This is a genomic window from Verrucomicrobiia bacterium (genome assembly GCA_035489575.1).
Lineage (GTDB): Bacteria > Patescibacteriota > Saccharimonadia > Saccharimonadales > JAGQNK01 > DATHJY01.
On record DATHJY010000014.1, the window covers coordinates 75,750 to 101,330 of the forward strand.

Sequence of the window (25,581 nt, forward strand, 5' to 3'; positions counted from 1 at the left end):
CACCCCAGGACTGGTCGGACATTATGGTAAGTGATGTCCTCCTGTAACCCCAATGATTTCTCCTGTAACATAGCTTGACTCTTGCGAGGCCAAGAATACATAGGCCGGCGCAAGCTCGGCCGGCTGTCCCGCACGTCCCATGGGACTCTGCTCGCCAAACTTGACCAACTTCTCCATAGGCTGCCCATAACTGGGCTGAAGAGGTGTCCAAACCGGACCAGGAGCGACACCATTCACTCGTATGCCCTTAGGCGCGAGCTGCTTGCCTAGACCGTGGGTAAAATTAGCAATTGCTGCTTTGGTACTGGCATAATCCAGTAGATCCTCGGATGGTTGATAGGCTTGAATCGAAGTAGTGTTAATGATGCTCGCACCTTTTGGCATATGTGGCAGAGCCGCCTTTACCAGCCAGAACATAGCCATGATATTGGTTCTAAATGTTGATTCAATTTGCTGGTCAGTCAGCTCCAAAATATCTTTGCAGTAAAGCTGCCTACCCGCATTGTTTACCAGAATGTCCAAACCACCCATAGCCTTTTGGGCGAAATCTACAAGCCGTTTACAAAACGCGGTATCACTAATATCACCTGGACAAGCGATGGCCTTGCGACCGGCCTGCTCTACTAGTTTTATAACCGCCTGTGCATCTTCCTCTTCAGGAGGCAGATAATTCAGTACAATGTCAGCGCCTTCACGCGCAAAGGCAATGGCTACAGCAGCACCTATGCCTGAATCTGCACCCGTGATCAGCGCCTTGCGCCCCTTCAACCTATCGTTTCCTGCATATGTGTCTTCGCCATGATCTGCCTTGGGTCGCAGTTTGGCGTCAAGTCCTGGTTCGTCTTGCCGCTGCTTTGGTATGGTAAGTTTCGGGTACTGAGTCACTGGATCCTGCATAGCAAATTGATTGGTCATGGCTACCTCCCTTTAGATTACTAGAGTCTACCAATACCATGAGACTATCGACAGTAATATAGCCTACAATCCTTTACTTTGAAGCCTTGGAACTTTTCAGAAGCTTTAACTGCTCATCAGGAGCAAGAGCAAAGCTCCGCCTGAATATTTGCGCCAGATTTGTTAAATAAATCGTTGCCCTTTGTGTCTCCTACCCTACAGTTGGGATATGAACTCACTGCCAAAACAACAGCAATCCTACTGGAAAGAAAGCACGCCTAAACATACATACAAACCTGTAAACAAAGATATTACCGTTGATGTAGCAATTGTCGGTGGGGGGATTACGGGTCTCACTACAGCCTATTTATTAAAGCAGTCAGGCTTACAGGTTGCTGTACTAGAGAAAAACACTATCGGCAGCGGTACTACGGGCAGCACTACAGGCAAGGTAACCTCCCAACATAACCTTATATACGCCGACATACAAAAGCACTTAGGCAAAGAGTCTGCCCGTTTGTACGCTACAGCCAATCAATCAGCCATTGAACGCATTCAGGAAATCATTAAAAAGGAAAAGATAGACTGCGGCTGGCAGCGGCAAGATAACTACGTCTACACAACCGACCCTAAAAAGGTAAAGCAGTTCAAAAAGGAAGCACATGTAGCTAAGTCGCTGGGTTTGCCCGCCAGTTTCGAGACCCAGCTGGCCTTGCCATTTCATGTAGAAGCGGCCGTAAAATTTACTAATCAAGCTTACTTTAACGCCAAGAAATATACCGTGGGCCTGAGCCAAGCAGTTCATGGCCAGGGCAGCTCTGTATTTGAGCACAGCAATGTAACAAGTTTTCGTGATGGCAACCCAGCAACAGTAGGCGTCGGCACAAGCACAGTGACTGCTCGATATATAGTTGTCGCTACCAAAATCCCGGCCTTCCCTTTACTGGCACGCTTCGGTTATGGCGCCCTAGAGTACCCGCACACTTCATACCTAGTTGCGGGCGAATACGAGGGTACGCTAAGAGGCATGTATGTATCACCAGACAAGGGGCAGTATTCTATTTTGCCAGTTCAAGAAGGTGGCAAAAACTTACTTTTTGTCGGAGGTGAAAATCATATACCAGGTCTGGGCCTGCCTTTCAGGCGGCACCAAAAACTAGCCACCTATGCCCAGAAGCACTTTGGCGTGTCACCCATAACCTATCGCTGGAAAGCTATGGACTACTTAGCCTACGACAAGATGCCCCTGGTTGGTAAAGTCTATCCGTGGTCTAAGCACCTCTATACCGCAACCGGTTTCAAAAAATGGGGCCTGAGCACGAGCATGGTCGCTGCCACCATTTTGCATGACATGATTCTAGATAAACCCAACCCCTACGCCGACTTATTTAAATCTACACGTTTCCGTCCAGTAGCATCCATCCCAGGAGTCATAGGTAATGGGGTCAAAAAATACTTGACGACGTAAGTAAGACTTGGTAACTTATTTGTGGAAGACAAAGTGAAACAGTACGTTTATATATGTAGCCGTTCGAGTTAGTAAGTTAGATAGTCAGTTTTAGATAGTTTGTTAGTTAGTAGGCTACATCTGTGGGTGCAAGTCTTCCCCAGATTAAAGAGGCACGAAAGTGCCTCTTTTTTTATATCTCCTGAGCATACTTCAGATATCGAGCCAAAAACACCTGTCAGGATTCGAACCTAAGCTTTCTTTAAAACACCACACAATATCTCTGAGTGGTTAGGTGTATTGTCATCTGCGACAAGCCGCAGGCCATGCTTTTGAGCTAGTCCAAGATATGTCGCAAGCGGTAATTGTTTTATGAACAAGCCACCCAGCAACTCCTGTTGTGTCATCTCGTTATTATCTGGAGTTAGCTCGTCATCGGGACCACAAGGAAAATTCGGGTTGCCCCTGACAGACATAAACAAAAAAACCGTCGGCAGATAGCACGCGAGCAATCTCCGAGAAAGTCTGGTCGACCTCCTCGCTATTTTCGGCAAAATTGAGCGTGTAATCCGACACCGCGACATCAATCGATCCATCCGCAAAAGGCAACCGTTTCATATCGGCTTGCGCCTCATAGGATGGATAAGGCAGTGGACTGTCTGCGTCGGGGTTGTTTCTCTTAATCTAGCGTTTGTGTTTTTTTGGAGTTTTCCGAGGTGTACGTTTTTGCTTTCTATAAAAAATAATAGCCATAAGTAAAAGAAATGTGGCTACGGCTACCCCAGCCGCGACCAGAAGCGCAGAGGTATTTCCCGAGGGCGCCGTGTCGCACACCAGTTTATCTACATCCGCTATTACCCCCGTAGCTGGGTCGGTGTGCCATGTGTAATAGCAACCTGGGGCTGGATCGGCGTAGAGGGTTGCTAGTTGGCTTAACGCGTTCATAGTAAAAATTATACCAATAACGAAGACTCAGTCACATGTCCTTGCGATGAGCCACTGGCTCATCTCACCCGCAACTTCACAGCGGCAAGCATAACTTGTGCCGGGTGAGTAGCGGGGGGAGGGCAAAGCACATCTGCAGGCATGCTCGGAACAAGTTCCTGTGCGTGGCGCTGGATGACCGAACCTCCGACTTTCGTATTTGCTAAAGCAAATCCGAGTCGGAGAGCCGGGTCTGCCTCAGGACCAAGAAAAAAGCCCCAGCTTTGCTGGGACTTTTTTCTTGGTAGCGGGGGGAGGACTCGGTCACATTCCGCGACCCCGGAATTTCACGATGGGCAACCAGTTGCCCTCGGAAAGTTCCCTTGCGACATGCCACAGGCATGTCTCACCTCCGACCTTTAGCGTCGGAGATTCGAGTTCTCCAACGCCAAAACAAAAACCCATCCGATGGATGGGCTCTTGTTTTGGTAGCGGGGGGAGGACTCGAACCTCCGACCTTGTGGTTATGAGCCACACGAGCTGCCACTGCTCTACCCCGCGTCGTCAACGTGTGATTCCGTCGTTGTCAATTCGCCGGCAAAACAAGTTTGCCCGGCAAATGTGCCAACCCCGGAAAGCCGTCTCCTCTTCAAATTTGCGAATCCTCTCGCAAATTTGGCAGGCCGCCAAGGAAACTTTTGCTCGGGTAATAATACCAAACAGAGGTGAGTATGTCAAACCTCCGTCATACCAACATATTGACCAATTGTGTAGTGCCCTGGTCACAGTCCGTGATACTTGCGGTGCAACCGCAACCGTTCTCAATGAAAGGGGTGACCGTGCGAATCATCGCCGGAATCATCTTGTTCCTGGTCGGGTGCGCCCTGACCGTCTACGTCGCTGGCTACCTGTGCTTCTATATGGGCATCGCCAACATCCTGGATGGCCTCAACGCCGAGCCCGACGGAAATACCGACCTCGTCGTGCTTGGCATCGCACGCTTTCTGGCAACCGGCTTTGTGGCGCGCATCGTCTGGTGGATTGCCTTCGAGCTTGGCAACTCCATCAGCGAAGAGCCGCGAAAGCCGCCTGGCGGAACAACCAACCGCCAAGGCGAGGTCCGCTGGGAACAGATGATGCGTGACGCAGAAGACAGGGATTCCTAGCCCATGGCAATCCTGTCTCCTTTTTCTTAGCGAGAGCGAGGGTCGAGGCCCTAGACGAAACAAAGTCCCCCGGGACAACCGTCTACCCCTAGCCTCCCTTCACTCTCGCCCCCACTGCTCCATGAATGTGTATTCATGCTGATGAGCCGAAGACGGCGAAAGCAGACAAAGAAAAAAGGACCCGTACTCATTCGTAGAAATATCTACGACCAGTCAGGTCCCGGGTGTCCCAGCGGAGAAGGCTCGACGCCGGGTTGGAACATAGTGTTCCCGTCTTGATGATGTCAGCAGAACGCCGACAGCTAGCAGTCGCAGGTCAGGGCTCGGCGAACCGGGCCAGTGATCAGGCGGTGCGCGCTGCTGAGGATCAGCCACAGACCAAAGTAGGTCCCACTAGCAACGCCCAGTCCAACAACCGCGAAGATCAGCGCGGGAACGCTCCCGGTGAACAGCGAGCAGACCAGCCACAGGGTGGTGGCCGCAATCGGCAAGGCGGTGTAAGCCTGCAGCAGTGTGGCTCTCTCGGTATAGCTACCAGCCAGCACGAGCACTCCGGCCAGGACCGATCCGCCGATCGCCGTCGAGAAGCCTGGGTAGGCGACCAGAAGGCCACCGACCACTCCGATGAATACTCCGCCGAGGACGGCCAGCTGATCGTCGTCGACCCACCGGCTGGTGAGGTCGTCAACCTCGTAGAGCACGCCGGCCAGGAGCGTGGCAGGCACCATGACCACGACCGGATCGATGAGGCGTGGCAGTGCAATGGGCAGCCGCACGGTGTTCACGGCACCATCCTGGCCGGGGCTCATCACCAGCTCGCCCATCATGGGGATGGACTGGTTCTTGAGCGCCAGGATGACCACGATGACCGCACTGATCATTGCGAACACGACTCCCCAGCGGGGAGCCAGCTTGCAGGTGCAAGCTCTGAGGGACAATTCAGTACTCACGGGAAGGATCCTTCCACTAAGCGACAGGTTCTTCAAGAGAGAATTCTCTCGATATAGTCGTTATATCATCAACTGTATTTACTGTCAGTAATACGTCATCGTACCTAGGTTTGACTGCGGTGCAGGAAGAAGTTCATCCAGCTTTCAAAGTTCTTTTGATACGTGGGCTTTTCGGCCTGGGGCTGGTCTGCCTGCTCTTCCTTGTCTTGCTTGATATCCACCGTATGCGCCAGGGCAACGTTTTTGGGCACTAACAGCAGCTTCTCGCCCGGCGCACCCTTGCCAAACTGCTTGCGGGCCTGCAGTTCTACATAGTCATTAGTGTCGTAGTATTTGTTCTCGAGCTTTTTGTTGGCGTTTTCTAGTTCTAACAGCTTGGTTTGTTCTTCCATACGGGCAATTTGTTGCTGCAATTTGTAGTTGGTTTCTATTACCCGCACACCGCTCCAGCTTACCAACAATACAATGATGCCAAAAACTAACAGCCCCAATACCCGAACGTCTCGGAGCTCGTGCAGATAAGGATGTTTTGCGTAGTTTTTGATTTTTTCGAGCATTACTAAAACCCATTATACAACGCACATGGAGCACCTCTGTAAATTGCAATTATTAAATCATTGTTATTTTTACTGTGGAAAAGGTTTTGTACACGAACTAAAGCTGTTATACACTTGCTATGCCTCACCGGCAGATACACCCCCGCCAGCGCACCGTAATGGTGCCTTTTTAGGAGGAAGTCCTTTGACAACCACGATGAAGCGCCTAGGACTGTTCCTGGCTGCTATGGTCTTGGCCGTCGGCCTGACCGCCTTCGACACCGCCGCCAACCCCGAGCCCGCCCACGCCGCCGCGCAGACCTGCACCAGTGCCCCCCAGGGGAGCATGTGCACTGCCACCACCGGCAGCGGCCTCCGCGTCAACAACCTGTCGTCCAGCCGCATCAAGTTCACCGTCGGTCCCCCCGTCCGCCCGATCAGCATGTGCAACACCAGCGCCTACTTCTTCTACTACCAACCCGGCAAGCCCGCCGTCAGCCTCGGCACCATGTACCGCGCTGGCTGCGTGTACACCGGGCGTGCCTACTTCACCAAGGCCATCAACCGCAGCTTCCCGGCCGGTACCCAGGTGTGTACCAAGTTCTACGAGAACAACTGGGAGAACTTCAGTGGCCAGCGCTGCGTCGGCATCAAGAAGTAACCGCACCGTCCGTCGGCTCCAGCTGACATGACCCGCTCGGCGTAGCCGGCTTCATCACATCCGTCAAAGTGTCCTAAGCGGACATATCAACCGTGAGTAGCATGGGCGGGAAAAGAACATTGTAGGCACCAGCCTGCACCTTTTCCCGCCCACACTCGATTTTTATCAAGAAGAAAAATACATGATAAAGTAGACCATTATGGGTTTTGGAATTCCAGAAATTGGCATTGTCATCGGCATTATCGGTATCCTGGTGTTCGAGGTAGTGATGTTTATTGACATGGTCACCAGTGATCGCCCAGTGACCGCAAAAATCGCATGGGCGCTCGCCATGTTGTTCCTCTCGCCCTTTGCGTCTATCTTTTATTTTATAGCCGGCCGACGATAACAGACAGCGTCTAAAACATACTTTATTAGGTACCACTGGAGTAAATGCTGTTTGGAATGGTATACTCTTCTCTGTTACGTTGCAGAAGGCGCAACGTCGCCAAAGCGGGCCCGTAGCTCAGTGGTTAGAGCAGTCGGCTCAATTGACAATTTGGCTAAGTCTAGGGTAGGGTTATGCGTTTCAGCATGACAATTGTGGCATAAGAGTACACATTTAGCGATTTCTTCAAGTATGGGATCGAGCTTTCTGTTTGAAAGCGAACGTGCATCGAGTTGAAATTCCTTGCCTCCTTTATGGTGAAAAGCAAGACCGGCTAGGTTTGCGCAGTATCCACATTGCGAGCACTTTCCGCCGAGCGATTTAACGAGATAGAGTTTGCGTTCAAGCCCTCTTCGTTTCTGCGCCGGGTAAGACTGATGGTGTGAATTTTTGCATACCAAGGAACAAAAAAGCGTTTGCTTGCCAATCAGATCGCTATCGCAAACTATGCAGATAGACCTGTTATTCATAACCGCAATAATACCGTAGATAAGCCAGAAAGTTAAGGGGCTGCTTACTGGGCAACCAGTAAGTATATCCTGTCAAACTCGGGGAAGCCTAAACCTTAAGGCATGGTAATCCCGAGCCAAGTCCTAAAAGTATCCCTTTTAGGAAAGGTGTAGAGACTGAACGGCAGGCATCCCACGTGGATGAAGAGACAGTCCGGACTACAAACTCAAAAGAGGCAACGAAAGTTGTAGTGGTAAGCATAACCGATTGGTCGCTGGTTCAAATCCAGCCGGGCCCACCAAAAACATCGAACCCTATGGTTTCAACATGACAGTATTGCAACGTCGTCTCCGACAATTTTTCAGGTTCTTTAGAAGCCATACTACCAGCAGCTGGCAGCAGGATTTGGTCCGGATCAATACTTTGGGCACAATGGTCACATTTGGACTACTGTCCATCATCTTATTAGGTGCGCGTACAATCACCGACAACGCTTTTGCCTGCGTTACCTGGCCCTATGTTACTGCGGCTTTCGTCACCAGTAGCGGCCTGTATATATTAGGTAGAAAAAAGCCAAACACCTTTGGCGGCATACTGCTAATTTTGACCTACTTTGGACTTGGCACCGCCATGATGTGTCGGGTGGGACTAGGGGCCGGTGCAGCGCTGCTATTCTCGTTGGCGGTCATACTTGCCAGCGCCGTCTATGGTTTTTGGCTGGCGCTGCTAGCCACAGAACTCATCACAGCTACGGCCCTTTGGTTCCGAGCGAGCGAGTTACAAGGCGGCATACACCCTGTGTACGTCTTTGCCCCCGTGCCGCACAATTTTGACACCGTGGTAGCTGTTATATTTATGATCCACGCCCTCCTGATTGCTTGCAGCATTGTGCACCACTACCTGGTGCAAGCCAGCCAACGCGTACAGGCAGCCGAGGCCGAAAGGATTCGCCAGCTCTACCGATTGGCCGAGATTGGCGAAATCAGTACTGCCCTCATGCACGACATGGCCAACAAGCTGTCGTCTTTGACCTTTGAGCTGGACAATATACAGTCCCAAGCCGCTGGCCGTACGGTGGCCCGGGCCAAGCAAAAGGTCAACCAACTCAACCAAACACTAGACACCGCCCGCCAGCAGATGAAAGGCCGTCGCAGCCGCGAAAAGTTCGACGTTGCCCAAGAGATCACCGAAGTAGTCAGCGGCCTGCAAATGGTTGCTAGAGTCGCCCGCGTCACCCTAGAGTGGAATCCACCACGCTCACCCATACCCTATAGTGGTGAAAAAATCCTGTTCCAGCAGGCGGTGACCATTCTCGTAAAAAATGCCATCGACAGCTATCCAGTGACGCGCCGGACAGGGGTACAAGAACGCAGTGTGCGTATCACACTGTCTAGCGCAAAGGGTGTCATAGTGCTGACAGTAGCCGACGCTGGCAGAGGTATCCAGGCACGTCACCGCGAGCATATCTTTGAGCCTTTCTACAGCACCAAAAAAGACGGCATGGGCATGGGGCTATACCTGACTAAACGATTTATAGAGGACATATTCGGCGGCAGCATCAGCCTAGAAACGGTAGAACAAAAAACCGTCTTTTCTGTTAGCTTGCCAAAACACCCCAATAAATTGACAAAATAGCACTAAATATTTTATTATTTATTACTTAAACCAAGGAATCTACCCATGACACCCGAAGGCTATCAACAAATTGTAGACGCCCTTACAGAAGCAGATATTCCAGCAGTAGTAAGCCCCGTTCCTGGAGAAGGCGAGAGTATCCCATTCGTAGACGTCAGAACAAACCAAACGACCCAGTTTTGTGACGTCGTGAACGCGCTTGGCAAAGCCGGTCTGGCACACTCTACGAGCAATCGAGATTTGGGGCTTCAAGAAGGCCCAGCGCTTAGCTTTGTAACCAGCGAGCTACGCACCGTGGCTGGCAATAATCCCCGTCCACCCCTGCAAGCTACTGCTCGCTTTACCACCTTCAAAGACCACTCTGCATAGCAGCCACTTGAGCAATACCAGTCATTGACTTTTGTTACTTTTTATGGCAGAATCTTATCTACTTCGTGGAGTTTTTACTCCGGAGTACCTTAACTTTTTAGCTTCTCTGCAAAAAAGCGCTTTCCCGGCACTTATGGCCAGGAACATGGACGTCCCCAGTTGGTGTCTGTATTCCTAGCCATAAGTTAACCGTTTTCCTCTAATGAGGGATCAAAAAGTGCCTTCACGTCGTATCTACGTCGCGACTGTGCTGGTTTTCTTTATGGCCACCGTCTACATCCTCTTCGGTTCGTTCGAACCAAGCCAACTACCATCCCGGCGGAGGGATCATAAATATGTCCACACCCACAAGTTTCCTGCTGGCCATCCAGGCATGGCAGACCGGTGCCACAGCGACCATCATCGTGCTCGGCGTGGTCGCCCTCGTCATGACCGTCTGGCTCGAGACCCGTCACTTCGACACGAGCGAGTGGCTCGAAGACCGTGTCCTGCCCGTGATGTTCGCCATCGTCATGATCGCCGCAGGCGGCGTCTTCGCGACACTCACCCAGCAGGGCCTGATCGGACTCGGCATCGCCGCTAGCGGCCTCGTCGCAAGCGTGATCTGGGTCAAGGTGGCCGACCGCATCTTCTGGGAGGGAGACTGCAACTGCTAGCCCAGTAGACCCCCAGCAGAGAAGCTACACCAGACAGAGAAGAGACGAGAGAATCACGTATAGGACGCCACTCTGGCCCCTTTACCCCCTCTTCGTCTCTTCTCTTCTGGCCCTTCACCTATTCAGAATATTGACTCAATTAGTATTTTATTTTATAATTATACGCATCTTCGTCGAGACATCGTTTCCGAAGTACTTTACCGATCAAGCTTTCTGTAGCTTTGCCATCTCTGTTTGCGGTTAGAAATGTGTGTATCGCTTATGTGGTGCCCCCGTTCCTAACCACAAACAACTATCCCAGAGGGATAAGAAGAGAGAAGCAAATGCGATTCTTCGACCTCGACGGCGCATACAATGAGCGGGAAGCGAGGTGCATAAAGGCGCGTATCGCGGCCTTGGTGCTGCTCGTCTTGACGGCCCTCGGGCTTCTCATCGCGTTCTGCATCAGTGTCAACGACCCAGGCTGGTACACAGTCATTGGCGTTGGCGGCGTTGGCCTCGCCGGTGGTACCACGATCGCCCCTCACCTGTGGCCGTAACACCCCGAGGGTAACCACGCCATAGAGCGCTACCATGAATCGCCGCCGACCCATCCCCCTACAGACAGCTGATATATCAGAAGAGAGGGACGAGTGGACACGTATTGGATGGCTTTTTGCCCCCTTTATCCACTTTGTCCCTCTCTCCTGCAGTTCCCCAAGTCCACCCCCTTTATTAGGGATGTGTTTAGGGAACTGAAGGATTCATCTGACCGGCTCCTTTACGAAACAACTTTTTTTGTGTAGGGTAGAAGCATAAGCATGAGTGGGGATCATGAAGACTAGGCGGATCACACAACATAGGACCAAACATCTGTATGCTCTATCTGCCCTTTTGCTCTTGGGTATTGTTGGCACGTACGCCTATACCTTTGGCAAAATATCTGACGGAGACAGCAAACTGTCTAACGCTACCACCGAGACCAAAAAACCCACGCTGCCGGACAACTTGAATCAGCCAGTAGACGTAGACGGTGCCCGCGAAATAGCTCAGGCCCAAAAACCTGGCGTGGCTGTGTCCCGTATCGATTCTGCGCCCGTAAATGGCGTCACTACCTACAGCATCCATTTTACTGATGGCACCAAGGTAGACGTCAACGCCACCGATGGCGCTATCGTCAAAGAGGGCGGCCCAGCAACTTCCAGCGAGAACACTGACACGTCCACAACCAGCCCCACCACCCCCACCGAACCAACTCCCACTCCGGGCGACACCCCCACCGAACCAACAGACCAGCCAGACGAAACGCCACCACCCGAGAACCAAGACCCACTTCCCCCACCAGAGACTAACCAGTAAGCTACTAAAAGCGTATACTTATCACTCATGAAGAACCTCAAGTCACCCACAAAACGCCTCCTAGCTATCGCCGGGCTGGTTGCATTTGTATTTCTAGTAAGTATAGGGGTATGGTTCGAGACCCGTGGCGTCAAGACGGATCCCAGTCCGGCATGTAGCAACCTGGATTACGCCGAACAAGCCACCCACCCCGGGCAGTGTCAATAGCCAACAGGCATCCTAGCTGTACGGCGACGTTGGCGGCTGGCTATCAGCCGCTCCAGACCTAGTAACAGTGAACCTATCAGTAAACCCAAGGCAGGAAACAGCAGTAGAGAAGAGAGTGCTCGAGCCTGAGATTGCTCGACTTCTCCGAGTGGGGGAGTCTGTTCGTCGCTAGTGGCCAGTACTTGTGGCTGGGGTGGCTGCTCGTCCGGCGTGCCACCGCCCGTGCCCGCTACGCGGTTGAGCTGATACGACCCGTCAGTGGTAGAGACAAACCGAAAAACTTGCACTTGGGGTGTATCTGTACCCGCTGTGGAACTGCCACCACTTGGAACATCTGGCAACTCACCAGCTGCAGTGTCTATTCCAAAGCTGCCATTCCAGGTGCCAAAGACATTCACAAATAAGACACCGAACCAGTCGGCCAAGCTAAAAGTACTATTCATGATATTGGCCACGCTGACACTAGCCTTGGCGCTACCCGAACGAGCAGTACCCGCGGTGTCATTTCCCTGTACCGTAGCGTCACCACTGTGGGCATTCACATTGATATTGTTGGTGATGTTCTGCGTGGTGTTGGTTGTGTCGTCGGTATTACAAGCCTGGCAGGTATTCTGTGACACGCTGCTGGCCAGTACTGCCGAGGTGCTCCCCTGCGGCGCGTCCATGATAGCCCCAACCCACTTGCCCGCTACGTTCACAAACACAAGCAGGGAATTAGCAGCTACCACCTGCTTGTTGGTGAGGTTCAGGATGGTCACTTTAGTCTCGGCAGTACCCGTCGTTGCGTTGCCGGCCGTGGTGTTGCTGTCTACTGCCGCGTCACCGCTACGAGCTGTGGCGGTCACGTTGTTGGTGACGTTCTGAGTATCGTTAGTCTGTGTCTGCACATTCTTGGCACCTGGACTGCTCGCCGGCGCGTTACTCGCCAGCAGCGTATCCAACGCACCCGGTGGCAGCAAAATATCACCGTTCAGGTTGCCATAGATATTCATAAACCCCAGGAACGACTTGCCACTGCTAATGGCAGAATTCATGATATTCACCACATTGGCAACGGCCGTGGCTGTACCAGAGGTAGCATTACCGGCAGTGCCGTTGCCCAGAACTGCCGCATCACCACTGCCAACGTCCAGTGAGATGTCGTTAGTGATCTGCCCGCTTATATCAGTATGCACGGTGAAATCAGCGCTACTTTGTTCAACTCCGCCAGCACCTTGTACGGTAGCAAGCACACTAGGGTCTATTAGCAGGTCACCAAACACATCGCCAACAATATCCGAGTGAAAGGTCGCAACACTTGCCTGGCCCGTCAGGCTGGTAGAAGACTGCAGTAGGTTCAACACCGTAGCCATGGCCAGGGCATCGCCAGTCTGAGCGTTGCCGGCAGTTGTGTTGTGCGCCACCACCGCATCACCCGACTGCGCTGTCGAGGTGATAGTGTTTGTAACCGTGACAGCCTGGATTGTATCAAACGTATAAGTAGCAGAATCGCTGTCGGGATTTACTAACTCGATAGCATCGCTGACAACGACCGGCGACTCTGGCACAAGGGGCTCTGGGCTTTCCAAAGTTTCAGTTGTATCAGCCGGCACCGTCACTGGAGCAACAGGTGGGTCCTGGACGGGCTTGGCTGCGGTCTGGGGTGACGCTGGAGGCTCTGTGCCCTCAGCAAATACGTACGCACCGAGCGGGTAAAACAAAGTGAGCACCACTATATGAATGCCGACGATCGTTCTGCGTAGCTGGTTATTTCTGGACACTGTTACTTCCCTAGGTGAATAAAGTTAATACGTGGAGGTAGGGCAGGGCCCATGCGTATTCGGGCGGCCCTACCAAGAAAGAACGAGGTTAGTTTGTAACCTTTATTTTTAGCTCGGTGCTGTTCAGGTTTGTTACCGCACCGCTGGTAGCGTCGCCACCTTTTGTATTGTTAGACACAGAAGCATTGCCAGAGTTGGAGTTCTGGGTGCTGTTGTTAGTGACGTTAAAGCCCGTGTTGTTGCTCACACGTGTCGTGTCAGTACTCCTGAACGAGACGTTGTTGTAAGAGTCCTGTCCAGTATTACTGACCGTGCCAGTGTGGCTACTAACGCCATTTGCAGCAAACGCTGCAGCAGACGAAACGCTGTTGTTCACTTCGCCATCTACCAGTACCAGGCTGTCGTTGTGTACCTCACCGCTCACGGCCGTACCGCCGGTCTCGTTGTTGCGTACTCGCGCTTCACCCGAGCTAGCGTTCTGCTCGTTGTTGTGTTTTACATCTGCGTTAGTATTGTTGCGTAGCTTGCTCTCTGTCTGATCGGCAAAGGTGACTTTGTTGATCGAGTCACGTCCTGTCCCATCAATGGAGCCCGAGTTGGCCGCTGCAACACCCGTGCTGACACTAAGTGCCATCACAGACACAGCCATAAGTCGTAGCAGTTTTTTCTTCATACTGCCTTCCCTCCTTTATGTAGTTAATATCCCCTAGGCTCATCACCCAGCCTTATGACAACTCCACCTCTAAAGCTGTCATAAGACTGAACGACGACGCTATACAAAAAAAGTCAGCATTGCTGCTGACCGCGGACCAAAGTTTCAGATGTAGAGATTTTTGACACAGCAAGAACCGGAACCCATATGTTAGAGCCTGTTCCAGATCTCGCTTTTGATGCCAAAATCGATGCATTTCGAGCGACAATTCGTTCTGGTTTGCCAAGCGTACCCGTAGTACGGTTGGTGAATCAGGGCGGATTGGCGCCGGAATGGACGGTTTTGGCGCAAAATTGGAGATTTGGAACAGGTTCTCAGTTGCGTATACCACAACGCTCGTCCCGAGCCCCATGTACCCTCCTAAAGTGTCAAAAACTTCATAACTCTAAGCTTTAGCACTATCTAGAATAGGCCTAGTGGTTACCTTGTACTGTGAATTATCTAACAAACCATAAGGGTGATGATTCATAAAGTGCACTACTTTATCTGGTATGTCGTAGTGAATTCTACAAAAACAGCATGACGCCAGCCATGATAAACATGGTCGCGTCTTCGACCAAGCTCACTCTTGACAATGGCAGCTTGATAAACGTACCCAAGCAAGCGCAGTGAAACTGGCGTTTTTGCTGCAACGTCTTGTACACCCCATATGCCGCTGTACCCGTAAAAAACATCGTCAAAATATTCAGCCACATCGGGCCCGAAGACAGCAGGTACCAAAAACCCAGAAAGGCCTCTACAAAAGGAAAGATATAGCCCCACGGCCGGATGCGTGCCGCCAGCAGGTCATAGGTCCGGTAAGTATGCGCAAACTCCTCTAAGTTCTGGAACTTGAAAGCTGCAAAGGTGATGAAAAACACAGCCATAAAGTCTGCCATGGCACGATTAATGTCCCAGCCCCGGATCAGGGATAGAATGGTGGCAACAGCAAAGATCGCAAAGATAACCTTATAAAATTTGCGATACTCTGCCTTGGACTCCACGGCATGTCCACCAGCGTGAGCATGAGCCGCGGGACGATGAGGCGATTGGTCTTCTTCTTCGTCTAAATAGATATGTTCTATCTCTTTTTCGTCGACCTTCATGTATGTATTCTAACACTAACACAGAAACATAAGCATAATGAATTATTGCCAGTAAAGCAACAAACTGTTACTGTAATACTCCACCTCTTGCCACATGGGCAAGCGAACCTTGGAGGGTAGCATTCCAATGAAGCATGTAGGGATAGTGCTTATCGCAGTTATGCTTGGCATTGCAGCCACAGCCTGCGAGCCAGCAGCAGCCGGACAGGCACACCAGGACAAAGCTGCCATCTTCTTCTCTGACAGTGTGTGGGACTGGTCCATGGGGCCGGTGCACCAGGAGTGGATGAAGCAAGGCATCACGGTCGTGGACTCCACCCACGAAGGCTGGGGACTCACCTTCAGTCCGGGCGTGGACGTGCCAGGCCAGACCGTGCGACAGGAGTGGTCGGACCGAGTCAGCAGCACCTTCGGGCTGATGGACCTCAGCAAGAACCCCGAACTGGTAGTGAACTTCGGGATCAACGACTGCAACGCGCAGCACGGAGTGATGACTACCTACGGTGCTGACATCGCCAACTTCCTGAGCGCGGTGCCGGCATCGGTCCGCGTCAACTTCGTCAAGGTCAGACACATGACAGGTGCCGAAGTAGTGAACTGTGCCGAGACGGTCAACAGCCTGTGGACGACGGCTCTGGCCGGGCGACCCAACTCGGAGATCTGGGACTACCCGACCGAGTTCAACAGCACAACCCACCCGGAGTGGTTCAAGGATGAGTTCCACCTGAGCACCGCCGGCGCACAACACCTGGCCACCTGGTCGCTACCGCTCGTCAAGAACTAGCAAGCTAGTCACCAACTAGCGAGAGGAAAACACGAGCGGGGGCTTCCCCATCTCCATCCGGAGAAGCCCCCGCTCAATTACACCTAAAATGAGCCCCTCGAGGGCCTGCTAGGTGTTTTTTAGTTGTGTCAGTAATTCGTCCGTAGACTGGGCGGCCATGAGCTTTTCGCGCAACTCTTTGGCACCGTCAAAGCCATTGATATACACTTTGCAGAACTTGTTGAGCGTATGCACGCGCGGAGCATGAGCCGAGTCAGCCCATGTTTTGGCAAACAGTTCTACATGGTTTTGGTACAGCTGAATTTTTTGTTCCTTACTGTACTCCTCCCACGGACTGTTTTTGGCAAACAAAAACGGATCCTGAAATATACCACGACCAACCATAATGCCATCTACCCCATGTTGTTTTGCCAGCTGCTCACCCTGGGCTCGGCTGAGTACGTCGCCATTGCCAATAATTTTGGTGGCGGGGGAAAGGGCAGGGCGGAGTGCGGCAACTTTGCCGATCATATCCCAGTCAGCCGGGACTTTAGACATTTCTTTACGAGTTCGGCCATGAATAGTTAACGCGTTAAGTTTATGCCTCAGCAAGAACTCATGCCACGTCAGGTCCACCTCGTTAAAGCCCAGCCGGGTTTTGACCGACAAGGGCAGGGTAGGCGCCCCTTCCCTGCAAGCCTGGATGATCTCCCCTGCCAGTTGTCTATTATTTATAAGCGCGCTGCAGGCACCGTTTTGCACGACGTCTTTGACCGGGCAGCCAAAGTTGAGGTCTAGGCCGTCAAAGCCCATAGCCGCGATATCGGCCGCTGACCTCTTGAAATTCTCCGGGTTGAGTCCCCACACTTGGGCAATAAGGGGTCGCTCTTTCTGGGTAAAGCGTAGGCGGCGTAGCGTTGCCTCCCTACCCTGGCTCTGCAGAGCGTCGACATTCACAAACTCAGTAAAAAACAGATCAGGTGCCGCGCAGTCGGCTACCACCTGACGAAACACGGTGTCTGTGACATCGTCCATAGGTGCCAATACAAAAAATGGCGGTGTTAGTTCTTCCCAAATATTCATATGTCTATTCTAAGCTTGTTTGTCCCAACGGGTAGGCTTTTGTACTACCGCCTCGTCGAGTGCTACTCTGGACGCCTGGATATAATCAAGCGCTCGTTCAGCATCCGTAGCCTCAGGGATCCAGCCTTGGTCGGCAGCCTGCTCTGAAGTGCGGACTTCGTAGGAACGAAGCGCCGCATGTGCCCCGATAAAGCGGGCCGCAGCAGCGGTGTCAACTCGAGGTGGTTCATCGGTAACAATACCAGATAAGCGGTCCTCGGTGTACCAAGGGTGCGATCCTAGGATCGGCATGATCTATATTATACCATGCATAGGTGCTAAAAGCAACTCATCATCCCTACCGCATCACGTACAATAGAGGTGTGACCAAGCACGCAATCATCATCGGCGCCGGAATAGGCGGGCTAGGTACCGCCTGTCTGCTAGCAAAGGCGGGCTGGCGTGTGACGGTGCTCGAAAAAAACGAACAAGTCGGGGGCCGAGCTGGTAAATTTACAGCCCAAGGTTTTACCTTTGACACCGGCCCCTCGTGGTATTTGATGCCAGAGGTATTCCAGAAATTCTTTGCCCTTATTGGAGAAGACGTCCACGACCACCTGACACTGCACAAGCTATCCCCCAGCTACCGCGTGTTCTTCAAGGATCAGGACCTACAGGTAGATATGTGGGGCGACGCAGCCAAAGATCGCCAAACATTTGAGTCTATCCAGCCTGGAGCCGGCAAGCAGCTGGACAAGTACCTGGCGCGCTCTAGCTACATCTACAAGACTGCCATGGACCATATCCTGTACAAAAACACCGACCGGGTAGTGGACTTCCTCAGCCCCCAGCTGGCCCTGCGTGCCAGCAAGTTGTCATTGTTCTCTAGCATGAATCGCTACGTGCACAAGTACTTCAAAGACCCCCGCCTGCAGCAGCTTATGCAGTATCAGCTCGCTTTCCTAGGGGCCAGCCCCTACAACGCCCCTGCTCTCTACAGCCTCATGAGTCACATAGATTACAAGCAAGGGGTATATTACCCAGAGGGCGGTCTATATCAGGTCATTCGCAGTCTGGAAAAACTGGCCAAGAAACATGGCACTGTCATCCACCTCAAGAGTCCGGTCGAAAAAATAATCGTGACCGACGGCAAAGCCAGTGGTGTGATAGTGGACGGAAAAAAACTGCACGCCGACGTGGTTATCAGCAACGCCGACCCGCACCACACAGAACACAGCCTGCTGCAGCCCGACAACCGCGACCACTCCGAAGCCTACTGGGCGTCGCGCACCCTGGCCCCATCTGCCCTGTTGATGTACCTGGGGGTCAACCGCCGCTATGACAACCTGCAACACCATAGCTTGGTCTTTAGCAAACACTGGTACAGCAACTTCCGACAGCTGTATAACGACCCCCAGTGGCCGACCGACCCGTCGTTTTACGTGTGCGCACCCAGCCGCACCGACCCTACCGTTGCTCCAAAAGGCATGGAAAACTTGTTTGTCATAGTGCCCGTAGCAGCAGCCTTAGATTATGCAGAAGTAGAGTTAGAAGAGTACGCCGACATGATCCTGCACACTATGCAAAACCAGATGAACCTGCCGGGCCTGCACAAAAGCATCGTCTTCAAGCGCCTGTTCGCAGTCAAAGATTTCGAGGCACGGTTCAACAGCTTAGGCGGCACCAGCCTGGGGTTAGCCCACACCCTGCGCCAAACCGGCCCCTTCCGCCCCAGCAACAAGAGCAAGAAAGTCCAAGACCTGTACTACGTAGGTGCCAATGTCCACCCCGGTATAGGCCTGCCCACCTGCCTCATCAGCGCCCAATTGGTCGCCGCCCGCTTAATCTAACCAACAAAATGTAGTCCGAATTTACTTCGGCTACATTTTATCTGCTTTCAGGAAGGAGCAGCCGGAGAAAATGGAGCACATTTTCGCCGCGCGATGAGGAAACCTATCCCGGTTTCCTCATTAGGGCTACTCCCAACGGAAGACTTTGAAAGCGATCAGGTAGATCACCACCAGCCAGACCAGCATGATAGCCATCTGGGGACCAAGTTCTAGGACTGTCTTGCCCTCGGTGATTACCAGCCGCACAGACTCGACCACAGGGGTCAGTGGAATGAACTTAGTAATGTTCTGCAAAAACTCGGGCATCAGGAATGTCGGGAAGAACACACCGCTGAGGAACATCATGGGCAGCGTTGTCAGCTGCGCCAACGGTGCTGCTTGGTTCTCGTTCTTGGCCCAGCCACCAATGGACAGACCAATCCCGAACATGATGGTTACGCCCAAGATCACCACAATCAACAAGTTCAGGTAGTCACCCCTCATATTGAGGTCAAAGAACAAAAAGGCGGCAGCAAACATGATGGCCACGGCCATCAGGCCAACAACCGCGTTCGAGATAACGTTGGCTGTAAAGTACTGCCAGACCTGTAGGGTAGTGGTATGGTAGCGCCGCAGCACACCCTTTTGCTTCAGCCGTGGAAAGACATTGGTGGGGCCAAAAATACCCAGCGACAACAGCGTGAAGCCCAACAGCCCAGAGAAAGTGTAGTCAAAACGCGACAGCCCCTTGGTGGCCGTAGATTCTAGCTTGACCGTGAACGGCGTCTGGTTGGTCACAAACTGTTTGTTAATATCAGCAAAAACACTCTCCATGACCGAACCTAGTGTTTGGCCGGCTTGTTCGTTGCTTTGGTCATACAAAATCTGCGCCTCTCCTGTTGGATAGGCCGCACTGCCTTCCTTGCCAAAGTCTGGGGGCAAGATGATGGTCGCCTCTAACTGGCCACGATTCATGCGTTCTTTGGCTTGGTCCAGGGTGGTGATCTTTTCGTCTATCTTAAAAACTTCGTTTTTCTTGACCTCTTCGACGAACTTTTTAGAAAATTCGGTCTCTGACTGGCTGAGTAGGGCCACCCGGAAGCTGACATCGCCGCCACCCTTGAAAATAGTGCCAAAGATAAGCAGGAAGATGAGCGGAAAGATGAACACAAAGAAAATAGCCAGCTTGTCGCGAAACAGCCGCTTGATATCTATCTTGGCAAAGGTTGTAACGGGCAAAAATGATTTTTTTAACTTAGACATAGTTAGTCCCTCAGGGCCTTTCCGGTTAGGTCAATAAATACATCCTCTAGGTTGGCCTGCTCCACATGCTGGTGTTTTGTGAAGCCTTTCTTTAGCAAAGCCTTGATGAGGTTGTTGGGTGTATCAAGAGCTATGATATGACCCTTGTCCATCACTGCTACGCGGTCGCAGAGTAGCTCGGCCTCGTCCATGTAGTGGGTGGTCATCACAACCGTCACGCCACGGTCACGCGTCTGACGCACCAGGTCCCATAGGTTGCGACGGGCCTGAGGGTCTAGACCGGTGGTGGGTTCGTCCAAGAAAAACACTCTTGGTCCGTGCACAAGGGCTGCCGCAATGCTAAAGCGCTGGCGTTGGCCACCAGATAGTTGCTCTGGGAAGCTATTGGCCTTATCTTCTAGCTGGACATCTTTCAGGAAGGCCTTTGGGTTAACCTTTTCACCGTAGCAGGATGCAAAGAACTCGATCAGTTCGGTCAGCTTAGTCTTTTCCTCAAAAGAAGGCGTCTGGGGTTGTACTCCAATGAGTGCCTTGATCTTGTCGCCGCTGCTGGCAACATCCAGTCCGGCCAGCATAGCGCTACCGCCATCTATAGGCCGGAGGGCCTCTAGCATCTCGAGCGTTGTGGTCTTGCCAGCTCCGTTTGGCCCCAAGATGCCAAAGATTTCGCCCTCTCGCACCTCGAAGCTGATGTTGTCCACCACCTTCTTTTTGCCATACTTTTTGGTAAGGCCTTTTACTTCAAGGATATTCGAATTTTTTCGTGTCATAGGTGTCAGTGTAACAATTCCGTCATTGCACCCGCAACTTTCTGATAATAAAAACACCCCCGAAATACGGGGGTGTCAAAATTTTGCTTTTTCTCGTTCTATACTTTGTCAGCGCGCTTGACTGTCAAGAAGCCATTGCGTGGGTTCTCGTTCACAACCATGCCCTCTGGAATGTTTTCGACAGCCTCTGGGCGTTCGTCTTTGCTGAAGTAGTAGATGGTCTGTTCTTTGCCGCCGCGGAGTGTAACCTTCTTTGAATTTAGGTAGTAGGTCACCCCTTTAGAGTTTGTGTGCTTGTAAGCCATTGCTACAATCTCTCCCTCTCTTGTAATTAGTAATGGTACTCCTAACATACTCTGGGGTGAATCTGCTTGTCAACAACTTTCTACCGGGCAGAATTGAAAAGAACCCTAGGTAAGACTTGATCGCTTTGGGGCGAAAATTGCAGCTACATAAGAGCCGCGGCGTCTATCTAGGGTCCGTTCCCGGAGGGGTTGGTGTCTGAGACACTACCCCTCCGGGGATTCCACGGGCAAAGCTATCGCTTCGGCCTGACCTCGAAGCCAGCTTCTCTGAGCAGCCTAACTTGCGCAGGGTCGCTTGGGTCGATTGGCCCATGCTGGTTGATGTGCGCTGTGAGCGCGTCCTCGCCGCGCAGACGCCTGAGGAGCTCAGGATCGGCCGGACCATCGATGATGACCTGACGATCCTCGGTCCCACGGCCCACCAGCGTGGCGCTGAACCAGTTCCGGCCGGCATCCAGCGACACCAAGTGGTAGTCACCGAACTCCGAGTGCGAACCCTGACGGGTCAGATAGTTCTGGCCGAACCAGTCCACTGAGGACTTGAGTTGCTTGATGGTTTGGGTTTGCCGGTCATTGACGAACCACAAGGCCAGGAAGGCTACTGCCAAGACCACAACAGCAACGATCATGACTTACCTCCATTAGAGACGAGCGTCGTAATGACGCGAGGTGCACTTGGAACGAACATATTATACCGTTAAAGTAGTGTTCAGTCAACTCACCTAGATGATTACACTCTTTCCACAACAGACGGCTGGCGGCGGTTGCCAAACTCGTTGCTTATGCTTTACACTAACGCTTGTAACTAATCAATGTATGTAAAGAAAAAGAAGGTGGAATTGTTCATATGGAATGGATGAATCGTGCCGCCCCCCGCGCAGCACAACCAGCCAGCACCCCAGCTGCACCAGCAGGTAGTGCTCCCACCGCGCACCACGGTGGCGGTGGCAAAAAGAAACGCTCAGAAAGCTTTAGTGTTGGACGCATAGGCATAACAGTCCTGTTGTTTTCAGTAACCATACTGATCATAGCAGTTACGGGCTTGATAGCTTTCTCCAAGCTACGTCCTGAGAGTCGTTATGTTCACAAAGACCGCTTGCAGGCAGTCTTTCTAACCGGTGGCCAAGTATATTTTGGTAAAATTCGCGCACTAAATAGTAGCTACGTCGGCATGACCGATATCTACTACCTGCGCGTTAACCAACAGGTGCAGCCGAACCAGCAGAATGCCAACAGCAACCAGCAACAAGACATATCACTTGTGAAGCTAGGCTGTGAGCTACATGGTCCACAAGACCAAATGCTGATCAACCGTGACCAAGTCATCTTCTGGGAAAACCTAAAAGATGACGGACAAGTTGCCAAAGCCGTAGCTGAATACGTAAAACAAAACCCAGACGGTCAGAAGTGTGACGCTAAGACTCAAGACACGAGCACTAGTACTCCGACCACAAACACAACACCCAACACAACCAAAAAGCCTTAGTAATAAGGCCGAGAAGCCAAAAATCACCTCCGGGCAATCGGAGGTGATTTTAGTATCACCCAGGTAAACCCCGTTAGGTTCTTCTGCTAGGGATTGCATACCACCCCCCAGACAGGCGGTTGAAAAAGCGTGACTGCCCAAATAGCCCAGAATACCGGCTACTGACATGGTCTCTTTTCTGCCTGCCAGCAGGCTCAGCCTGCTGCGCTGCAGAAAAGGCCACGATCTCGGGACTCCCTTTGGTCGGCCCATGAAGGGCTAGTCCTCGTATCGCGGTTAATTCTGGGCTATTTGTTCAATCAGTTTTTCAAAGCCTGATCTGTGAGTAGGTATGCAATCCCAATTTGGTGGTGGGCGGCTTTCCCCTCTGCTGCTCCGATCAGGCTTTGCAAAAACGGATTGGTCCAGGCAGTGCGGGGCTGCCCGCGTTCCGAGGACTGTGTGAAGTTCTGCTATCCGTTGAAATTAATCAACAAGAAGCAGAACAAGTTCCACAGGAACCGGACGGCATCGCACTGCCTGGCCAGTCCTGTTTTTCGTAACCGCCTGGCGGAGGGCGGAGGGGGAAGCACGGGAATAGAGGAGCTTGTCTGGGGGTGGTATGCAATCCCTAGCAGGGTAGGCTATAGGGAGCCTGGGCACAAAATGAGGCTAACGGTTAGTCGGAGAGGCTGGCTCTGAGCCAGAGGGCGGCAGCTATACGAGCTATTAGCAATATGAGTGCCATAAAGGCCAGGACTACTAAAAACCCTGCCAGGTCAGGCGACCAGGCTGGCGATACAAAGTCGAACTTGTACAAGGCGTCTGGCACAGATTGCTCCTTTTGCCCCTTGGTGTCCACGTATTGCTGAATACACGGGATGCGTCCACTGCCAGACAGCCCATTGGGTACCAAGGCCTCGCACGTCTTCTGGGCATCGTTATAAATCTTTTGGTTAGCAGTCTGCACCCGCTGCTTTTCGGCCGCAGACAGGCGCTCGTAGGTGTACTTGAGCTGGATCGGCGGGTAGATGCCCGTGTCGTTAGACAACTGAGCATTCATGTGCGAATACATATACTCGCGCAACTTGCCCAGAGCGGCCTCGACATCGCCATTTTGCTTGTCTACCTCTAGCAACTGGTCGCGCAGACGCACGGCGCCCAAGTTATTCTGCCGAAGCGCAAACAGCGCGACCACCCCCAAAACCAAGAAGGCAGCCACAAAGTACCCAACACCGTAAGGACGGAGCCGCACAAGCCAGTGATGAAGATGGCGCTTAGAAGCCACCACAGAATACCCTTTCTACTGCAACCCATTCTAGCGGCATGCTTGGCCAGTTTTGCTTCGAGATCGTGGCTTTTTGGCTAAGCAGCAGGCTTAGCCTGCCTGCTAGCCAAAAAGAGACCATGTCAACGTAACTACGGCTACGCCTTGTCACAAGAACTGACCAATCATGCTCACTAGAATGGCTTTCGAGTTTGAAAAGTATTCTGTGGTGGCTTCTATTCATTGATGACATTATAACGACACTTGTCATTGCTGGACAGGGCGCCATAGTGATGCCACACTTGTCATATGCATATTTTCTTTAGTGGCATCGGCGGAACCGCCATTGGACCTCTAGCCCACATTGCCCAGCAAGCTGGCTTTGTTGTGTCTGGATCTGACAAACAAGACTCGCAGTATATCGACTACCTCAAGTCACATGGCATAACGGATATTCACATCGGTCAAACGCGCAGGCAGATAGAGGCCGTACACGCCAAGCTGCCCATAGACTGGTACGTTTACTCATCTGCCGTTGCTATGGAGAACCCCAACTCTCCAGAGCTTGAGTTTTGCAAACAGCAAGGCATCGCCATTAGCAAGCGCGACGAAATGATCAACCTAATCTTGGACAAGAACAAGCTCAAGCTCATTGCCATTGCCGGCACTCATGGCAAGTCTACAACCACGGCTATGGTTATCTGGCTCTTCAAGCAGCTCAAACAACCAGTCAGTTATTCCGTGGGGGCAAAGATCAGCTTTGGTGACATGGGCGAGTTTGACCCGAATAGCAAATACTTTGTGTACGAGTGTGATGAGTTTGATCGTAACTTCCTGGCATTCGAGCCGCACACCAGCGTCATTACCGGGGTAACCTGGGATCACCATGAGATATTTCCCACCCGCGAAGACTACCAGCAGGCCTTTCAGGAATTTATCGGCCAGACCGACCACACCATTATCTGGCAAGAAGACGCAGACTACCTTGGCTTGCAGCAGAACGGCACCATGCAGACGGAGGACTCTGGCAACCCAAAGATACACGACATAAAATTGGCCGGACACTACACCCGGCTGGATGCCTGGCTTGCAGCCAGGGCGGTCCACAAAGCCTTGAACGAACCACTCGACACTCTTATAGCCCATATGAATAAGTTCCCCGGCCTGCAACGTCGTATGGAAGAAATAATTCCAAACCTGTACAGCGACTATGCCCATACGCCAGAAAAAGTCCGGGGCGGCATGAGTGTCGCCACAGAAATAGCCGCAGAAAAAGGCAAAGACCTGGTAGTTGTCTACGAGCCCCTGACCAACCGTCGCCAGCACTACATGCTAAAAGAGTATGGCGATAGCTTTGACGGTGCCAAAAAAGTGTACTGGATACCCAGCTACCTGGCCCGCGAAGACACCTCGCAGCGCATCATCCCGCCAGAAGAACTTATATCGCACCTGACGGACCCGCTCATTGCCGAGCCCGCTGCCCGTGACATCGCACTCAAACACACCATCCAGCATCACCTAGACCAGGGCGACATGGTAGTAGCCATGGCCGGTGGTGGTGGCGACAGCCTGGACGAATGGATTCGCAAAGAGTTCAAGAAGTAACCGAATAATTACGTCTACATTAAATAACACTTGTG

The 25,581-nt window shown here is 52.1% G+C and carries 30 protein-coding genes and 1 tRNA gene; 14 read left to right on the top strand and 17 right to left on the bottom strand.

The features are described 5' to 3' along the window. Positions 1–21: 21 nt before the first annotated feature. Positions 22–915, bottom strand: coding sequence for an SDR family oxidoreductase (locus tag VK694_07985; GenBank protein HTE58649.1), 894 nt, complete (start codon positions 913–915; stop codon positions 22–24). Positions 916–1,123: 208 nt separating this feature from the next. Between VK694_07985 and VK694_07990 the strand changes: the two genes are divergently transcribed. Beyond that, positions 1,124–2,362: an FAD-binding oxidoreductase gene (locus tag VK694_07990; protein ID HTE58650.1), complete on the top strand. Its 1,239-nt coding sequence runs from the start codon at positions 1,124–1,126 to the stop codon at positions 2,360–2,362. Between the two features lie 230 nt (positions 2,363–2,592). Here VK694_07990 and VK694_07995 read toward each other — a convergent pair whose 3' ends face one another. The 4 genes from VK694_07995 to VK694_08010 all read right to left on the bottom strand — a co-directional run bounded on the left by VK694_07995 (position 2,593) and on the right by VK694_08010 (position 3,826). Continuing rightward, the gene (locus VK694_07995; GenBank protein ID HTE58651.1) at positions 2,593–2,748 is read right to left on the bottom strand and encodes a hypothetical protein; all 156 of its coding nucleotides are present in this window, start codon (positions 2,746–2,748) and stop codon (positions 2,593–2,595) included. Positions 2,749–2,773: 25 nt separating this feature from the next. Continuing rightward, positions 2,774–2,959: a methyltransferase domain-containing protein gene (locus VK694_08000; protein ID HTE58652.1), complete on the bottom strand. Its 186-nt coding sequence runs from the start codon at positions 2,957–2,959 to the stop codon at positions 2,774–2,776. A 66-nt stretch (positions 2,960–3,025) separates the two neighbouring features. Continuing rightward, entirely contained in the window at positions 3,026–3,286 is a 261-nt protein-coding gene (locus VK694_08005) for a hypothetical protein (protein HTE58653.1), read from the bottom strand. Positions 3,287–3,751: 465 nt separating this feature from the next. Further along, positions 3,752–3,826, bottom strand: a tRNA-Met gene (locus VK694_08010). Between the two features lie 263 nt (positions 3,827–4,089). On the opposite strand from VK694_08010, the gene VK694_08015 reads away from it, so the two are divergent. Continuing rightward, positions 4,090–4,431 (top strand): hypothetical protein, encoded by a 342-nt coding sequence (locus VK694_08015; protein ID HTE58654.1) that lies wholly within the window; start codon positions 4,090–4,092, stop codon positions 4,429–4,431. Positions 4,432–4,709: 278 nt separating this feature from the next. Beyond that, on the top strand, positions 4,710–5,438 hold the full coding sequence (locus tag VK694_08020) for a hypothetical protein (protein ID HTE58655.1): 729 nt from the start codon (positions 4,710–4,712) through the stop codon (positions 5,436–5,438). A gap of 47 nt (positions 5,439–5,485) precedes the next feature. Here VK694_08020 and VK694_08025 read toward each other — a convergent pair whose 3' ends face one another. Further along, entirely contained in the window at positions 5,486–5,938 is a 453-nt protein-coding gene (locus VK694_08025; GenBank protein ID HTE58656.1) for a septum formation initiator family protein, read from the bottom strand. A gap of 25 nt (positions 5,939–5,963) precedes the next feature. Here VK694_08025 and VK694_08030 point away from each other — a divergent pair, with 25 nt between their 5' ends. The 5 genes from VK694_08030 to VK694_08050 all read left to right on the top strand — a co-directional run bounded on the left by VK694_08030 (position 5,964) and on the right by VK694_08050 (position 10,115). Then, entirely contained in the window at positions 5,964–6,578 is a 615-nt protein-coding gene (locus VK694_08030; GenBank protein HTE58657.1) for a hypothetical protein, read from the top strand. 199 nt (positions 6,579–6,777) lie between these two features. Continuing rightward, the gene (locus tag VK694_08035; GenBank protein ID HTE58658.1) at positions 6,778–6,966 is read left to right on the top strand and encodes a PLD nuclease N-terminal domain-containing protein; all 189 of its coding nucleotides are present in this window, start codon (positions 6,778–6,780) and stop codon (positions 6,964–6,966) included. Positions 6,967–7,782: 816 nt separating this feature from the next. Beyond that, the gene (locus VK694_08040; protein ID HTE58659.1) at positions 7,783–9,090 is read left to right on the top strand and encodes an ATP-binding protein; all 1,308 of its coding nucleotides are present in this window, start codon (positions 7,783–7,785) and stop codon (positions 9,088–9,090) included. Between the two features lie 45 nt (positions 9,091–9,135). After that, positions 9,136–9,459 carry a hypothetical protein gene (locus VK694_08045; GenBank protein HTE58660.1) on the top strand — a complete coding sequence of 108 codons (324 nt, stop codon included), beginning with the start codon at positions 9,136–9,138 and terminating at the stop codon, positions 9,457–9,459. Positions 9,460–9,794: 335 nt separating this feature from the next. Continuing rightward, complete coding sequence (locus VK694_08050; GenBank protein ID HTE58661.1) at positions 9,795–10,115, top strand: hypothetical protein; 321 nt, start codon at positions 9,795–9,797, stop codon at positions 10,113–10,115. A gap of 278 nt (positions 10,116–10,393) precedes the next feature. Here the strand turns inward: VK694_08050 and VK694_08055 are convergent, their stop codons facing one another. Then, the gene (locus VK694_08055) at positions 10,394–10,708 is read right to left on the bottom strand and encodes a hypothetical protein (GenBank protein HTE58662.1); all 315 of its coding nucleotides are present in this window, start codon (positions 10,706–10,708) and stop codon (positions 10,394–10,396) included. 220 nt (positions 10,709–10,928) lie between these two features. Between VK694_08055 and VK694_08060 the strand changes: the two genes are divergently transcribed. Both VK694_08060 and VK694_08065 read left to right on the top strand, forming a co-directional pair. Next, the gene (locus VK694_08060) at positions 10,929–11,453 is read left to right on the top strand and encodes a PepSY domain-containing protein (GenBank protein HTE58663.1); all 525 of its coding nucleotides are present in this window, start codon (positions 10,929–10,931) and stop codon (positions 11,451–11,453) included. 27 nt (positions 11,454–11,480) lie between these two features. Beyond that, entirely contained in the window at positions 11,481–11,660 is a 180-nt protein-coding gene (locus VK694_08065; protein ID HTE58664.1) for a hypothetical protein, read from the top strand. Here the strand turns inward: VK694_08065 and VK694_08070 are convergent. The 3 genes from VK694_08070 to VK694_08080 all read right to left on the bottom strand — a co-directional run bounded on the left by VK694_08070 (position 11,654) and on the right by VK694_08080 (position 15,217). Then, the gene (locus tag VK694_08070) at positions 11,654–13,420 is read right to left on the bottom strand and encodes a hypothetical protein (protein HTE58665.1); all 1,767 of its coding nucleotides are present in this window, start codon (positions 13,418–13,420) and stop codon (positions 11,654–11,656) included. The genes VK694_08065 and VK694_08070 overlap by 7 nt on opposite strands. 88 nt (positions 13,421–13,508) lie before the next feature. Beyond that, on the bottom strand, positions 13,509–14,093 hold the full coding sequence (locus VK694_08075; protein ID HTE58666.1) for a hypothetical protein: 585 nt from the start codon (positions 14,091–14,093) through the stop codon (positions 13,509–13,511). 545 nt (positions 14,094–14,638) lie between these two features. Continuing rightward, the gene (locus VK694_08080; GenBank protein ID HTE58667.1) at positions 14,639–15,217 is read right to left on the bottom strand and encodes a MauE/DoxX family redox-associated membrane protein; all 579 of its coding nucleotides are present in this window, start codon (positions 15,215–15,217) and stop codon (positions 14,639–14,641) included. A gap of 127 nt (positions 15,218–15,344) precedes the next feature. Here VK694_08080 and VK694_08085 point away from each other — a divergent pair, with 127 nt between their 5' ends. After that, the gene (locus VK694_08085) at positions 15,345–16,001 is read left to right on the top strand and encodes a hypothetical protein (protein ID HTE58668.1); all 657 of its coding nucleotides are present in this window, start codon (positions 15,345–15,347) and stop codon (positions 15,999–16,001) included. Between the two features lie 108 nt (positions 16,002–16,109). Here VK694_08085 and VK694_08090 read toward each other — a convergent pair whose 3' ends face one another. Then, positions 16,110–17,063: a tRNA-dihydrouridine synthase gene (locus VK694_08090; GenBank protein HTE58669.1), complete on the bottom strand. Its 954-nt coding sequence runs from the start codon at positions 17,061–17,063 to the stop codon at positions 16,110–16,112. 9 nt (positions 17,064–17,072) lie between these two features. Next, complete coding sequence (locus VK694_08095; protein HTE58670.1) at positions 17,073–17,354, bottom strand: hypothetical protein; 282 nt, start codon at positions 17,352–17,354, stop codon at positions 17,073–17,075. A gap of 71 nt (positions 17,355–17,425) precedes the next feature. Between VK694_08095 and crtI the strand changes: the two genes are divergently transcribed. Next, positions 17,426–18,892: a phytoene desaturase family protein gene (gene crtI / locus VK694_08100; protein ID HTE58671.1), complete on the top strand. Its 1,467-nt coding sequence runs from the start codon at positions 17,426–17,428 to the stop codon at positions 18,890–18,892. A 126-nt stretch (positions 18,893–19,018) separates the two neighbouring features. Here the strand turns inward: crtI and VK694_08105 are convergent, their stop codons facing one another. The 4 genes from VK694_08105 to VK694_08120 all read right to left on the bottom strand — a co-directional run bounded on the left by VK694_08105 (position 19,019) and on the right by VK694_08120 (position 21,838). After that, positions 19,019–20,134: an ABC transporter permease gene (locus tag VK694_08105; GenBank protein ID HTE58672.1), complete on the bottom strand. Its 1,116-nt coding sequence runs from the start codon at positions 20,132–20,134 to the stop codon at positions 19,019–19,021. Positions 20,135–20,136: 2 nt separating this feature from the next. Then, a complete protein-coding gene (locus VK694_08110) occupies positions 20,137–20,904 on the bottom strand; it encodes an ABC transporter ATP-binding protein (GenBank protein ID HTE58673.1) in 768 nt (255 codons plus the stop codon). Between the two features lie 98 nt (positions 20,905–21,002). After that, complete coding sequence (locus VK694_08115) at positions 21,003–21,209, bottom strand: hypothetical protein (protein HTE58674.1); 207 nt, start codon at positions 21,207–21,209, stop codon at positions 21,003–21,005. 233 nt (positions 21,210–21,442) lie between these two features. Beyond that, positions 21,443–21,838, bottom strand: a complete 396-nt coding sequence (locus VK694_08120; protein HTE58675.1) for a hypothetical protein — start codon at positions 21,836–21,838, stop codon at positions 21,443–21,445. Positions 21,839–22,056: 218 nt separating this feature from the next. On the opposite strand from VK694_08120, the gene VK694_08125 reads away from it, so the two are divergent. Continuing rightward, positions 22,057–22,695 (top strand): hypothetical protein, encoded by a 639-nt coding sequence (locus VK694_08125; protein HTE58676.1) that lies wholly within the window; start codon positions 22,057–22,059, stop codon positions 22,693–22,695. 658 nt (positions 22,696–23,353) lie between these two features. Here VK694_08125 and VK694_08130 read toward each other — a convergent pair. After that, positions 23,354–23,965 carry a hypothetical protein gene (locus VK694_08130; protein ID HTE58677.1) on the bottom strand — a complete coding sequence of 204 codons (612 nt, stop codon included), beginning with the start codon at positions 23,963–23,965 and terminating at the stop codon, positions 23,354–23,356. Positions 23,966–24,250: 285 nt separating this feature from the next. Here VK694_08130 and VK694_08135 point away from each other — a divergent pair, with 285 nt between their 5' ends. Beyond that, positions 24,251–25,546: a Mur ligase domain-containing protein gene (locus VK694_08135; GenBank protein ID HTE58678.1), complete on the top strand. Its 1,296-nt coding sequence runs from the start codon at positions 24,251–24,253 to the stop codon at positions 25,544–25,546. The last annotated feature ends 35 nt before the right edge of the window (positions 25,547–25,581 follow it).

What these genes read in the sequence shown, in the direction of transcription:
- VK694_08120 (HTE58675.1), bottom strand. Translation starts at nt 21,838, where the DNA reads ATGATCGTTGCTGTTGTGGTCTTGGCAGTAGCCTTCCTGGCCTTGTGG.
- VK694_08080 (HTE58667.1), bottom strand. Translation starts at nt 15,217, where the DNA reads ATGAAGGTCGACGAAAAAGAGATAGAACATATCTATTTAGACGAAGAA.
- VK694_08000 (HTE58652.1), bottom strand. Translation starts at nt 2,959, where the DNA reads ATGAAACGGTTGCCTTTTGCGGATGGATCGATTGATGTCGCGGTGTCG.
- VK694_08110 (HTE58673.1), bottom strand. Translation starts at nt 20,904, where the DNA reads ATGACACGAAAAAATTCGAATATCCTTGAAGTAAAAGGCCTTACCAAA.
- VK694_08075 (HTE58666.1), bottom strand. Translation starts at nt 14,093, where the DNA reads ATGAAGAAAAAACTGCTACGACTTATGGCTGTGTCTGTGATGGCACTT.
- VK694_07985 (HTE58649.1), bottom strand. Translation starts at nt 915, where the DNA reads ATGACCAATCAATTTGCTATGCAGGATCCAGTGACTCAGTACCCGAAA.
- VK694_08085 (HTE58668.1), top strand. Translation starts at nt 15,345, where the DNA reads ATGAAGCATGTAGGGATAGTGCTTATCGCAGTTATGCTTGGCATTGCA.
- VK694_08035 (HTE58658.1), top strand. Translation starts at nt 6,778, where the DNA reads ATGGGTTTTGGAATTCCAGAAATTGGCATTGTCATCGGCATTATCGGT.
- VK694_08005 (HTE58653.1), bottom strand. Translation starts at nt 3,286, where the DNA reads ATGAACGCGTTAAGCCAACTAGCAACCCTCTACGCCGATCCAGCCCCA.
- VK694_08125 (HTE58676.1), top strand. Translation starts at nt 22,057, where the DNA reads ATGGAATGGATGAATCGTGCCGCCCCCCGCGCAGCACAACCAGCCAGC.
- VK694_08015 (HTE58654.1), top strand. Translation starts at nt 4,090, where the DNA reads ATGAAAGGGGTGACCGTGCGAATCATCGCCGGAATCATCTTGTTCCTG.
- VK694_08090 (HTE58669.1), bottom strand. Translation starts at nt 17,063, where the DNA reads ATGAATATTTGGGAAGAACTAACACCGCCATTTTTTGTATTGGCACCT.
- VK694_08030 (HTE58657.1), top strand. Translation starts at nt 5,964, where the DNA reads ATGGAGCACCTCTGTAAATTGCAATTATTAAATCATTGTTATTTTTAC.
- VK694_08055 (HTE58662.1), bottom strand. Translation starts at nt 10,708, where the DNA reads ATGGGTCGGCGGCGATTCATGGTAGCGCTCTATGGCGTGGTTACCCTC.
- VK694_08115 (HTE58674.1), bottom strand. Translation starts at nt 21,209, where the DNA reads ATGGCTTACAAGCACACAAACTCTAAAGGGGTGACCTACTACCTAAAT.
- VK694_08020 (HTE58655.1), top strand. Translation starts at nt 4,710, where the DNA reads ATGATGTCAGCAGAACGCCGACAGCTAGCAGTCGCAGGTCAGGGCTCG.
- VK694_08095 (HTE58670.1), bottom strand. Translation starts at nt 17,354, where the DNA reads ATGCCGATCCTAGGATCGCACCCTTGGTACACCGAGGACCGCTTATCT.
- VK694_08040 (HTE58659.1), top strand. Translation starts at nt 7,783, where the DNA reads ATGACAGTATTGCAACGTCGTCTCCGACAATTTTTCAGGTTCTTTAGA.
- VK694_08050 (HTE58661.1), top strand. Translation starts at nt 9,795, where the DNA reads ATGTCCACACCCACAAGTTTCCTGCTGGCCATCCAGGCATGGCAGACC.
- VK694_07995 (HTE58651.1), bottom strand. Translation starts at nt 2,748, where the DNA reads ATGACACAACAGGAGTTGCTGGGTGGCTTGTTCATAAAACAATTACCG.
- VK694_07990 (HTE58650.1), top strand. Translation starts at nt 1,124, where the DNA reads ATGAACTCACTGCCAAAACAACAGCAATCCTACTGGAAAGAAAGCACG.
- VK694_08060 (HTE58663.1), top strand. Translation starts at nt 10,929, where the DNA reads ATGAAGACTAGGCGGATCACACAACATAGGACCAAACATCTGTATGCT.
- VK694_08025 (HTE58656.1), bottom strand. Translation starts at nt 5,938, where the DNA reads ATGCTCGAAAAAATCAAAAACTACGCAAAACATCCTTATCTGCACGAG.
- VK694_08105 (HTE58672.1), bottom strand. Translation starts at nt 20,134, where the DNA reads ATGTCTAAGTTAAAAAAATCATTTTTGCCCGTTACAACCTTTGCCAAG.
- VK694_08045 (HTE58660.1), top strand. Translation starts at nt 9,136, where the DNA reads ATGACACCCGAAGGCTATCAACAAATTGTAGACGCCCTTACAGAAGCA.
- VK694_08135 (HTE58678.1), top strand. Translation starts at nt 24,251, where the DNA reads ATGCATATTTTCTTTAGTGGCATCGGCGGAACCGCCATTGGACCTCTA.
- VK694_08065 (HTE58664.1), top strand. Translation starts at nt 11,481, where the DNA reads ATGAAGAACCTCAAGTCACCCACAAAACGCCTCCTAGCTATCGCCGGG.